Annotated in this window: 6 protein-coding genes and 1 pseudogene; 4 read left to right on the forward strand and 3 right to left on the reverse strand. The window is 39.2% G+C overall.

Annotated elements, in window-relative coordinates; translation table 11 throughout:
• Nucleotides 1-43: 43 nt before the first annotated feature.
• The 3 genes from J2X77_RS18555 to J2X77_RS18565 form a co-directional block, all read right to left on the reverse strand.
• Nucleotides 44-1,555, reverse strand: coding sequence for a SusD/RagB family nutrient-binding outer membrane lipoprotein (locus J2X77_RS18555; protein ID WP_209575828.1), 1,512 nt, complete (start codon nucleotides 1,553-1,555; stop codon nucleotides 44-46).
• A 44-nt stretch (nucleotides 1,556-1,599) separates the two neighbouring features.
• Nucleotides 1,600-4,839 carry a SusC/RagA family TonB-linked outer membrane protein gene (locus J2X77_RS18560; protein WP_310081953.1) on the reverse strand — a complete coding sequence of 1,080 codons (3,240 nt, stop codon included), beginning with the start codon at nucleotides 4,837-4,839 and terminating at the stop codon, nucleotides 1,600-1,602.
• A 594-nt stretch (nucleotides 4,840-5,433) separates the two neighbouring features.
• Nucleotides 5,434-6,318, reverse strand: coding sequence for an AraC family transcriptional regulator (locus J2X77_RS18565; RefSeq protein ID WP_209575832.1), 885 nt, complete (start codon nucleotides 6,316-6,318; stop codon nucleotides 5,434-5,436).
• Between the two features lie 505 nt (nucleotides 6,319-6,823).
• Here J2X77_RS18565 and J2X77_RS18570 point away from each other — a divergent pair.
• The 4 genes and pseudogenes from J2X77_RS18570 to J2X77_RS18585 all read left to right on the forward strand — a co-directional run bounded on the left by J2X77_RS18570 (nucleotide 6,824) and on the right by J2X77_RS18585 (nucleotide 12,161).
• Nucleotides 6,824-8,212 carry an aminopeptidase P family protein gene (locus J2X77_RS18570; protein WP_209575834.1) on the forward strand — a complete coding sequence of 463 codons (1,389 nt, stop codon included), beginning with the start codon at nucleotides 6,824-6,826 and terminating at the stop codon, nucleotides 8,210-8,212.
• 80 nt (nucleotides 8,213-8,292) lie between these two features.
• The gene (locus tag J2X77_RS18575; RefSeq protein ID WP_209575836.1) at nucleotides 8,293-10,467 is read left to right on the forward strand and encodes a DPP IV N-terminal domain-containing protein; all 2,175 of its coding nucleotides are present in this window, start codon (nucleotides 8,293-8,295) and stop codon (nucleotides 10,465-10,467) included.
• A 99-nt stretch (nucleotides 10,468-10,566) separates the two neighbouring features.
• Nucleotides 10,567-11,115, forward strand: a pseudogene (locus J2X77_RS18580) (M1 family peptidase); the annotation flags it as partial.
• A 290-nt stretch (nucleotides 11,116-11,405) separates the two neighbouring features.
• Nucleotides 11,406-12,161 carry a M1 family aminopeptidase gene (locus tag J2X77_RS18585; protein ID WP_310081956.1) on the forward strand — a complete coding sequence of 252 codons (756 nt, stop codon included), beginning with the start codon at nucleotides 11,406-11,408 and terminating at the stop codon, nucleotides 12,159-12,161.
• Nucleotides 12,162-12,276: the final 115 nt, after the last annotated feature.

A 12,276-nucleotide genomic window follows, 5' to 3' on the forward strand; every position in this document is an offset into this window, starting at 1 on the left:
GACAACCGAAGTTGCCTCGCTGGGTAATAATAAACATATGAAATTAAAATTTTCCTGTCCGTTTATCCCACCACATCTGTTCACCCCAGACATTGTCAATTACTTGGGCCGCCGCGGCATCAGTATTCGCTTTGTTGTATAAATATTCGTTATTTGGGTACGGTAATCGCCATGGTTGATCATTGTGCTTCTTCCCAAAAATAGAATTCAACGAAGGATAATTTGTTGTAGGAACTCCAGTTCTGCGGTATAAACTCCATGCTTCAAAATTTTCCTTAAACAGCGCTACCCACATATCCCACCAAATACGTTCTTTTGTATTATTCCATCGCCCCGCCCCCTCTAAATATGCATTTGTAGCTTCCGTAGAAATACCATTATCTTCCATGGATAGATTTACTGCTTTTTCATAGGCTGTCTGTGCAGATATCCCCACATTATACCCTAGCATTGCTGCCTCAGCCAAAATATAGTAAGTTTCACAAGATTTAAAAAATGGTGTTGCACCAGCTGCATTGGTTATATAGCGATCACCTATCCAAGAAACCGATGTTAGGCTCGAAGGACCTTGCTTTGCTCCATTAGGATAGCCGCGATATTCTCCGTCATTTGCTTTTAAAGCAACCGTAGCAATACGAGGATCCTTAGTATCGATTAAATGATCTATAAAAATATCAGAAAGCGCCCAATTATTTCTTCTATTCCCTATCATCCCGGAATTATACCATGGTTCATAATATGGTGGAGCTCCAGGATAAGTCAAAGCACAATTTTCACTATTGTCCTCCAAGACTGGATATTTCCCTTTATTCCCTGCAATTTCTTCTATAGTTGATTTTGCTAAATCCGATGCAACCCCAGAAATGCGTAACGCTAAACGGAGTCTCAAGGAATTACAAAACTTCCGCCACTTCAGCATCTCTGCTGACAAAGATTCTTGATCGTCGCCCATATAATAAATTGCATCAGCTTTTCCCAGTGCATCGTCTCCATAGCCTTCCGCCATTTCATCAGCAATCTCTTTTAAACTTTTTAATATTGCTGGATAAATATCCTCCTGCTTATCATATTTTGCTCTTAAAACACCGCCTTGAGCTTCAGTACCTTGAAAAGCCTCTGTGAATGGTACATTTCTCCATCCATCTGTTAAATAGGACCACATATAATTTTGCCAGATTCGTGCAATAAGGCGAACATTTTTATAGCCTGCGGCAGTCGTTTCGGTATACTCAAGCATATCTTTTAGCTGCGTATTATTATAATAACACGCATACCAACGATTGCCATAAGTGTTATTTGTAGGCACCAATCCTGACATAAAGTCCATATATTGAATCTTAACAATATAGCCTGCGAAGGTACCATAACCATCAACATCCCCACCAAACTGTTCTCCGGTATTGCGGAGTACATTAACCAAAGTATTTGTGGGCGGGCTGTATGGCAGTGCGTCCGGGTTTGTATTTATTTCTTCGAAATTCTTCGTACATCCCGAAATTAACAGGAGTGATAACGCCGAAGCAGCTAATCCTGCTTTCCTAATAATCTTATTCATACTCATTGTATTTGTTGAGAATATAAAAAACTCTTGAAGTCTAATTAAAAAGTAATACCTAGTTTCAATCCTATACTGCGCGAACTTGGCACTGATGCTTGCTCAAAACCAACACCTCTACTATCACTTGATACACCGCTAGTTTCTGGATCAATCCGCATTGTATTTGATTTATCCACCCATAATAATGCTAGATTGGATCCTATCAATGACACATTCGCACGTTTGATCCCCTTAATCTTACCATAAACATGCTGCGGGATTGTATAAGTAATATATCCTTCACGCAATTTCAAGAAAGACCCATCAAATACATACATTTCCGCTATTCCTCCTGATTCATACCAATCTTGTGTATTTACAGCAATAGTATTTTCTACCCAACCTCCTTTCCCGTCGGGCATAACGAATCGTTCGTTTTTCATAACATCTTTCCCTGCAATAATAGTACGCTCACGGACGCCATTCTCAGCAGTGATAGCTGCAATTCCCGAAGCATAAGCATGATTCATTGTTTGTGACCAAATATCCCCACCCTTTCTAAAGTCTAACATGAAACCAACTGTAAAATCCTTATATTTAAATTCATTTCTTAAACTCATCAAATAGTTGGGCGTAACATGTCCAATAACCTGAGTAGATTTTGTGTTATCTACAAATCCTTCTTCGGTAACTTTAATAGCACCTTTCATTGGACCATCCTCAACACGATTATACCCAGGGCCAACTAATGCTCCCCACGATTCACCCACCTTAGCCATATTGGCAATTCCCCATGTCCAACCAATTTGGTAGGTATCCAAATTTAATTGAGGGTACAATTCTAATATCTTATTTTTATCTTTTGCAAAATTGAACGATGCCGTCCAATTTACTCCTGTCTCACTTTTTAAGATATCACCACGTAACTGGATTTCCACCCCTTTACTTTCAATATTCCCTGCATTCAAAACCATACTACTAAATCCGACAACATTAGAGGTTGTCACCGGTAGGATTTGTTTTTTTGCATTTTTGTGATAATAAGTAAAGTCAGCGTGTAAACGGTCCTTAAATAAGCCAATTTCGGTACCGACTTCCCAAGTCCGTATACTTTCTGGCTCTAAATCAGGATTTGGATAAGTCATACCCTTATAGATTTGAGCAACCCCATTAAATGAGCTGTTTTGCGCGTAATAATATCGTTTATTTCTGTACGCTGAGGTTGCATTGCCAATTTCAGCTAAGTTGAAGCGCAACTTCCAAAAGGAAAGTATATCTCCTTTCAGACCTTCAAAAGTCGTTGTAGGAAGCCAACTTAGGTTGAAAGATGGATAGAAAAAGGACTTAGTTATCGTAGACGACCAATCATTTCTTGCCGTCACATCTACGTATATCTGATCTTTCCAGCCTATTGAAGCCAAACCATAAATAGAATTCGATCGAATATGACTATGGTCCATTAAGTTGACCGCATCTCCTACCCGATTAGAAATCGTATAAATCCCTGGCACAGTTAAGGCGTCTGCACCCACAGTGCTGTTTTCATTCTGTGCATCTCTATAATTTGCACCCGCGCTTGCAAGTAAATTGAAATCACCGAGTTGTTTATTAAACGTAGCAATAAAATCTAAATTCAACTCTGTATTATTGGTTTTAAGATCTCGAAAACTTCCGTTTGGATTATCATAATTGAAATAATTTGATTGAAACATCTTCGAATTGTAATAATCCAACCCTACGCGTCCCTCAAATTTTAAGAACGTATAGGGTTGGTAATATAAGGACGACTTTCCAAAAACGCGATTTTTATTCAATGAATTTGTTGTCTTGTTCATTGTGAAATACGGATTCACATGATAAGATGAATTCCAGTTGTAAAAGTCATAATTACCAGCGGCATCCTTCTGATCCCAATTGTCTTTTAAACTTTGCATATTTACCTGCCGACCAAACCAAATAAAACCATTGATCGGATTGGCGCCGTCATACCCTTGCATAATCAAATTATCACTTTGTGTCCTCGAATAGTTAGCCATCACATCATAGGATATTTTATCTGATAATTGATAAAAATTATTGAGTTGCATGGAGTACTTAGTCTGATCCGTGTTAGGTACAGTTCCAATTTGATTTCTATAGGATAATGCCGCTCTAGTAGAAGACTTATCCCCTTTTGATATTAATGAGAGATTATGATTCTGCGAATGTCCCAATTGAAAAAAATCTCGCACATTGTCTTTATGTGAAATCCAAGGAGTCGCCTGTCTAACCCCATTTACCACAGGGCTATCAAATTGCCGCAGATTCAAGCCTATATCCAAACGAGGTCCCCACGATTCATCAAAACCATCATTTACACCTTCATCTGATTCACCCGTACCATCGACATAATTAAAAGATTTTTGTTCCGCATACTGCTGATAAGTCAATCCTTTTCCATTCAGATTATAATGATACTCGTCTCCTCGTGATCCCTGGCCATATAAGTTTTGGAATTTTGGCAAGGTCGCAACTTGATCCACGGTAAAGTTTCCGTCGTAGGCCAAACTCACTCCGTTTTTTGCCTTTTTACCAGATTTTGTCGTGATTTCAATAACTCCTCTTCCTGCACGCATACCATATAATGCAGCTGAACCACCTTTTAAAATACGAATATCTTCAATATCCTCCGGGTTGATATCATTTAAACCAGATCCATAATCAACTCCTCCATAGGTATTGTCTCCCGAACGTTGTGTATTATTGCTAATAGGAACTCCATCCACAACAATCAACGGCTGTTGATCTGCCTGCAGAGAAGAGTTTCCTCTCAACGAAATCCGCGCAGATGCCCCTACTGCTCCCCCAAATTGATTGACTTGCACCCCCGCAACTTTTCCCGATAAAGAACTCGTTACACTCAATTGCCCAGCATCGGTCAAGTCTTTGGCTTTTACTTCTTGAATTGCGTATCCTAGCGATTTTTTATCTCTGCTAATTCCCATCGCTGTCACGATCACCTCATCCAAGCTCCGTTCATCAGATCGTAATGTAACCTGAATTGTACTCTGATTGGTTAAGTTCACTTCCTTACGACCATAACCGATAGCCGAAACGCTTAAAGTCCCTGCCTGCTTGTAGTTGATCGTAAACTCGCCGTTTTGTCCTGTTTGTGTCGCTGTTCCATCCCTCAGTGTCAGTGTAACTCCGGGTATAGGCTTTCCGTCTTGGTCGACCACCTTCCCTTTTAAAACTGTTTGCGCATATACCGCCGAGCTTACCAAAACGGTAGCGGCTAGCATAGCAATGCTTTTTCTGTTCATAAGTTTAGTTTCAGATGTTAGTTTTTAGTGTTTTTATAACAACTAAGTTAGGGGTACTTAGCTTGCATTGATAACCGAATTTTGATCATTAATACCCGATTTTTAACCCAAAGTGTTAAATAAACAACATAATAGCAGCAGAAAAACTTCACACCACCTATATTTCCCAATAAAAACACATCAAAAACACATTAAACACCCTTTTTTGATTTAAAAACAACTAACAAAAAAGCAAATAATCAATTAAACCATTGACATAACATCGATTTAACACCTTATTTTTCAAAAAAACCAATAAAAAAAATGATTGATGTGTTGTTTTAAGATAGTGAGAAATAAAGATGATTTTTTTCCTCAAAAAAAACAGGGATGAGATGAATAGCTTCTACCATTGGATTTGGTAAGCTATATCCGTTTCTCTAGGAAAAAAGACAGATAAATATAAAAGCAAAAATCTCATTAAAAAGAATTTTAACATTACAATTTAACGAGATTTTATTACCGCTGGATTTTAATAGCTATCTAATCAAAGCGAGCAAATAAAAGAATATTTAATGGCTTAAAGTATCCTTCATACTGTATTCCCGATTAGCATTAGATCACAGAATAGAGCGTTTGTTTGTACTGCTGCACATACTCTTTTGGATTGCAGCCGACGATTTGTTTAAATACGCGATTAAAGTTGGTAATGCTATTGAAGCCACAGTTGTAGGCAATAAAAGAAACACTGTCCAAGTGGTCTTCATTTAATTGGTTACACACTTCTTTGACTCTTATGCGATTAAGATAAGTCACAAAAGTAACCCCGCAATGCTTTTTAAAATAGCGACAAAAAGCTTGTGGCGTAAGATTGGCGTGATCAGCAACTTCTTCCAACGTTAGTTCGTCTCTATAGTGTTCCCTGATATAGTTGCAGATAAAATTAATACGATTTGATCCATGTATTGTTTCCAAGCCTGCTTCCACGCGCTCGTTACAAAGCGCATCGGCGCCCCTGGAAATATTTGCTAACGTTCTCAATAGATAAAAAAAATGCATCAACTTGTCCATCTGATCCGCAGATTTCAACTGACAAACCCTTTGTGATATCTGGTCAAAATAAGTCTCGGGAACTTTAAATCCTCTGGAGTTACTATAGATAAATTGATTCAGCGATTCAAATTCGTCCAGGGAAAACAGCGATTTAAGCTTTCCATTTGGATCGAAAAAAATGGAAACAGAGCGAGATTCATTTGAAAAACCGTCCTGAGAGGCCGATTTAAACACATGTGGTTGGTTTGCCCCCAAAAAGAAAATATCATTTTCCTTAAAGGGGTGTAAGGTATCTTCAACAATCAAAACTCCTTTGCCTTTTTTTATCCACATTAATTGAGCTTCTTGATGTCGATGAAAATGGGGGTAGAAATTTTCCAAAACATCTTCTTGAATAGTAAGGCTCTGGCCTCGCATGGTAGGAACATTAAATTGGAGCGTTTTCATAGGTATGTTTAGTTTATGTTACTGTTTAGTTAATATAAATATAACAACTCCAAAGCAACAACAATATATTTAGTTTGTTCATAAAATTACAATACTAAAATATGTTTAGAATCCGACAATATTTAATAATCCTTTAACAAATCTTCTACGAAAAGGTATAATTGGTATTAAAAACGCTTTAATATTAAAAAAATGGGTTAAAATACAATTAGACTTTGATAAATTGTGATAATTATAATTCAACAGAAAGATAGAACTTTATTAAATTTCGTTTTCGATTCTTTATAGTGTATAAAAATGAATCTTATTCGTTTGTAACAACAGCAAAAATTGCACTATCAAAGATAAACCTCTTAAATAAATCGTTTTGAAGCGCTTAAATTTTACGATATTCGTGTTAGACAATGTACATCTAAGAGGCAAGCCAATTGCAAAACAAAATATAACAAAAAATCTATGGCTTTAACAACATAAAAAGCATTACATTCTAAAATTTCCAAAATTTATGTTCAAAAAAGAAATATATCTTCATCGCCGAAATAAGCTTTTATCATCGCTCAGTGCTGGCAAAATTCTTTTGTTAGGCAACATTGAAAACCCGATTAATTTTGAGCACAACACCTATCCATTTCGTCAAGACAGCAGCTTTTTATATTACATAGGAATAAAAAGTCCAGGTTTGGCTGCTGTATTGGATATTGAAAAAAATGAGACTATACTATTTGGTGACGAAATGACGATCGACGATATTGTGTGGATGGGTCAGCAGCAAACTTTAGCGGAAAAGGCAGAACTGTCGGGTATAAGCGCGGTACTTCCTTTCAATCAACTCTTCGACTATCTTAACAAGAAAACGCAAACAGTAATTCACTACCTACCGCCTTATCAATCGCACAACAAATTATTACTTCAACAAATAACTGGCCGTTCTGTAAGTCAGTTAGAACCCTCGGTCGCTTTAATTAAAGCCGTGGTTGGTCAACGAAGCGTCAAATCGGAAGAGGAGATCGCGGAACTAGAAAAGGCGGTAGATATCGCTGTTGATATGCATCGCATAGCTATGCGAATGACAAAACCTGGTTGTTATGAATATCAGATCAGCAATGCTATGCAACATTTTGCGCAAGATCAGGGAACCCCATTCTCCTATCCGCCGATAGTCACAAAACGGGGTGAAATCCTGCATAACCATATGCAATTTCACCAACTTTGTGAAGGTGATATTCTCCTTAATGATTCGGGCGTGGAAACCGCTATGGGATATGCTTCAGATCTAACCAGAACCTTTCCTGTAGGAAAACGATTTACAGCGTTGCAAGAAGAAATTTATCAGATTGTTTTACATGCTTTTAAATCTGCTGAACAGCTGCTGACTTCCGGAATACGTTTTAAAGAAATACATCTAAAAGCGTGTGAAGCGCTTGTAGATGGACTGATACAAACCGGGTTCATGAAAGGCAATGCGCAAGATGCGGTCATGAATCACGCGCATGCACTTTTCTTTCAATGTGGACTCGGGCACATGCTCGGTCTTGATGTCCATGATATGGAGGATCTTGGTGAACAATATGTAGGCTATACCGAAGCTGAGCCAAAAGATACCAAGACTTTCGGTATCAAATCACTCCGACTAGGCAAGGAACTAGAAGCTGGCAATGTACTCACTGTTGAGCCCGGAATCTATATTATCCCTGAATTAACGCAGCTTTGGGAACAGCAAAATTTACACAAGGACTTTATTAATTATGATTTCTTAAAAAAGCACCTCAATTTCGGAGGGGTTCGTATCGAAGACAATTATCTTATTGAAAAAGATGGATATCGTCGTTTAGGGAAATATCTTGAACGTGAAATACACGAAATATATCAGCTTAAAGACAACCCAATTAATTAAAAAACAGATAACGAACATAGCAATAAACCCGAAAAGTGAACTTTGATCACTTTAGGGCCAACGCTCAAATAGATAAACAAATGAACAGCATTAAACAGTCGATCTTTATTATTTTAATACTGGTTTTTCAGGTTCCAGCCTCCATTTTTGCGCAACGACTATGGACAGATCAAGGTGATCAGTATTATGAATTTTCTGATAAGGGAATAGAAATGGTCAACCCTAAAAATGGGATGAGATCCATCTTTCTTTCACAGCAATCGCTTATTCCACAAGGGACAACAACAGCACTAAAGGTTGAGAATTTTTCGATTTCCAAAAACAAGGAGCTTATTTTACTGTATACCAATAGCAAGAGAGTCTGGCGCGAGAATACAAGAGGTGATTATTGGGTCTATAATAAAAAGTCCAGTCAGTTACAGCAGCTAGGCAAACAATTCCCGGCTTCGCAACTGATGTTTGCGAAGTTTAACCCAAAAGCAGATAAAGTAGCTTACGTCAATAAAGCCGATCATAATGTTTACGTGGAAGATCTTGCGAATGGCCGCATCGTTGCCGTTACGAAAGATGGAACAGACCGTCTAATCAACGGTACTTTCGACTGGGTATACGAGGAAGAATTTGGCTGCAAAGATGGTTTCCGCTGGTCTCCGGACGGTACTTCTATTGCTTATTGGAAGCTTGATGCCCGTAACATCCGTAATTTTTTGATGATCAACAATACGGATAGCCTCTACTCCTATACCATCCCTGTGGAGTATCCTAAAGTTGGACAGTCACCGAGTGCCTGTTCGATATGGACCTTTGAAATCGCCACGGGAAAAAGTACGATGCTGAATATTCCGGGAGATCCCATCCAACACTATATTCCCCGCATGGAATGGTGTCTTGATAGCAAACAGGTCATCGTAGAGCAACTCAATAGAAAACAAAATGAGAGCAAGATCTATACTGTCGCCCTCTCCGATAATAAAGCGCAAAACATACATAAGGAGCAAAGTGACTCGTGGATTGATATCAAATCACGATGGAACAACAACGATCCTTCTGGATGGGACTGGGTTCAAGGCGGAAAGGCCTTCATCTGGGTATCTGAAAAGGACGGCTGGCGCAAAATTTACCAGATTGATCTCGCAGGCAATGAGAAACTGGTTATGAAAGCAGATTATGATCTGATCAATATTGACTTTTTCGACACGAAAAATGAAACTATTTATTTTACCGCTTCTCCAAACAATGCAACGCAAAAATATCTGTATAGTGTATCTACGAAAGGCGGCGTTCCTAAGAGACTAACACCGGCGTCATACGAAGGAACCTGCGATTATGATATTTCAAAAGACGGTAAGCTAGCAATCTTCAGCTTTAGTAACCGGGCAACATTAAAACACAATGCCGTCATTGAATTACCGACACACAAAATACTCGTAGACTTTGATTTGAAACGTGAAAAGAAAGTCAGTGATGGCATTGCTGAGTTTTTTAAAGTTAAAACATCCGACGGTGTCGAATTGGACGGCTGGATGGTGAAACCCTTGGATTTCGATCCGAACAAAAAATATCCAGTCGTATTTATGGTCTATGGCGAACCTGCATCGCAAACGGTAATAGACAACTTTAGTGCGGGTTACAACAGTCTATATAAAGGGAATATGGCACAGGACGGCTACATTTACATTTCTTTGGATAATCGTGGAACTCCTGCTCCTAAAGGCAGCTTGTGGCGGAAAAGCATCTATCGGAACATCGGTCAGCTCAACATCCGCGACCAGGCACTAGCAGCTCAAGAAATACTGAAATGGTCTTTTGTAGACAGCTCTCGTACTGCAGTTTGGGGATGGAGCGGTGGCGGATCAAGCACACTTAACCTACTGGGACAATATCCTCAAATCTATAAAACAGGTATCGCCATTGCAGCGGTAGCGAATCAGTTACTTTACGACAATGTATACCAAGAACGCTACATGGGTCTTCCCCAAGAAAATCTTGCCGACTTTGAAAACGGTTCTCCACTGAAATATGCAAAAAATATCAAAGGTAATTTACTCTATATCCATGGAACCGGGGATGACAATGTGCATTATCAAAATGCTGAAGTCCTCATCAATGAATTGGTTAAAAATAACGTGCAGTTCCAGTTGATGTCCTACCCCAACCGTAGCCATTCGATTAGTGAGGGACAGGGTACACATGAGCATTTAAGAACATTATTTACAAACTATCTCAGGTTACATTGTCCTCCGGGAGGAAGATAGATCGAATAGCCATTATTTACAATGAAAAAAATACTATTATATGCATTGGGAACCTGCAGTCTACTGACCGCAGGTATACAGCAATCAGCAGCGCAGCTGATGAAAGAAAAAAATGAATTTACCAGGGCTGATTCACTGCGCGGATATCTGTCACCGCTGCGCACCTGCTACGATATCCAATATTATCATTTGGATGTGAAGGTAGACATAGACAATAAATTTATTTCGGGTTCAAATCTTTTCCGTTTCAAGGCCACGACTGATTTTAATCGCCTGCAATTTGATCTTTTTGCAAATCTTAAAGTAGACAAAGTCGTTTACAAAGGAAAGGAACTTTCCTTTACTCGAGAACATAATGCTGTCTTTGTCGAATTTCCGGCGGGTATAAAGAAAGGAACACAGGAAGAATTTACGGTATATTACGAAGGTCATCCTACAGAAGCGGTCAAAGCTCCCTGGGATGGCGGCTTTGACTGGAAAAAAGACAGCAATGGAAAGCCATGGGTGGCCACGGCCTGCCAGGGTATGGGTGCGAGCGTCTGGTGGCCAAATAAAGACCATCAATCCGATGAAGTGGATAGTATGCTGATTTCCATCGCTGTTCCCAAAGAGGTGATGACTGTGTCCAATGGACGTCTGGTCAAGGTAGAAAAGATGAAGGATGGCTATACCAAATACCATTGGAAAGTCGCTAATCCGATCAATAACTACAATGTCGCTATCAATATCGGCGACTACGTTCATTTTAAGGAAAAATACAAAGGTGAAAAAGGACCATTGGATGTAGACTACTATATTTTGCGCGAAAACGATACGGCGGAAAAGAAAGCCCATCTTCAAAAAAACGCCAACCAGACCTTAGAGGCTTTTGAACATTGGTTTGGTCCGTATCCATTTTATGAAGATGGTTATAACTTGTTGAAACCTATCACACAGGAATGGAACACCAAAGTGCCATCGCCTACGGAAACCATTATCAAAATGGCTATCGTGGCAGGGATGCTTCGGAAACCGGATGGGGACATAAATGGGATTTTATTGTCGTCCACGAATCTGGGCACGAATGGTTCGGAAACAATATTACGTCAGCCGACTTGGCCGATATGTGGATCCATGAAAGCTTCACCAATTATTCCGAAGGCTTATTTATCGACTATTTCTATGGCAAAGAAGCCAGTCAGGCTTATGCCCATGGTATCCGAAGTGGAATCCAAAATGATAACCCTATCCAGGGTCCCTACCATGTCAATAAAGAAGGTTCTGGGGATATGTATCCCAAAGGTGGCGTCATGCTCAACATGATCCGTACGATGATTGACAATGATGAAAAGTGGCGGAATATCCTAAGGGGATTAAACAGTAAGTTTTATCATCAGCAAGTCGATTATCATGATATTGTCAACTATGTAAGCCAGCAGTCTGGATTAGACCTGTTAAAAGTATTTGAACAGTATGTACAGCATACCGCCATTCCTACACTGGAAATCAAACAAGATCCTTCAGGGAGAGTCTTGGGCCGCTGGATCAGTGAAGTCAAAGGCTTTCATATGCCGATACATATTGGGGTAAAAGGTCAAAAAAGGGAACTTATCCAATTGGACCAGCATTTTAGACCAATTACAATAAAGGGATTGACCAAAGAGAATATCGATATTGATACGTTCAATTATTATGTCGGACTGTTGGTGGAATAGAGAAGGCGACAACGTTAAAAACATCGCAAATTAAACAGCCCCCAGAAGTTAGTGCTTTCTGGGGGGCTGTCTCATTCAACGTATTAATTTGTTTAAGCCAAATTGACTGCGCTGT

It is taken from the genome of Sphingobacterium sp. 2149, assembly GCF_031455655.1.
Taxonomy (GTDB): Bacteria; Bacteroidota; Bacteroidia; order Sphingobacteriales; family Sphingobacteriaceae; genus Sphingobacterium.

Coding starts and splice junctions, on each gene's coding strand:
- J2X77_RS18560 (WP_310081953.1), bottom strand. CDS start 4,839: ATGAACAGAAAAAGCATTGCTATGCTAGCCGCTACCGTTTTGGTAAGC.
- J2X77_RS18555 (WP_209575828.1), bottom strand. CDS start 1,555: ATGAATAAGATTATTAGGAAAGCAGGATTAGCTGCTTCGGCGTTATCA.
- J2X77_RS18565 (WP_209575832.1), bottom strand. CDS start 6,318: ATGAAAACGCTCCAATTTAATGTTCCTACCATGCGAGGCCAGAGCCTT.
- J2X77_RS18585 (WP_310081956.1), top strand. CDS start 11,406: ATGGAACACCAAAGTGCCATCGCCTACGGAAACCATTATCAAAATGGC.
- J2X77_RS18575 (WP_209575836.1), top strand. CDS start 8,293: ATGAACAGCATTAAACAGTCGATCTTTATTATTTTAATACTGGTTTTT.
- J2X77_RS18570 (WP_209575834.1), top strand. CDS start 6,824: ATGTTCAAAAAAGAAATATATCTTCATCGCCGAAATAAGCTTTTATCA.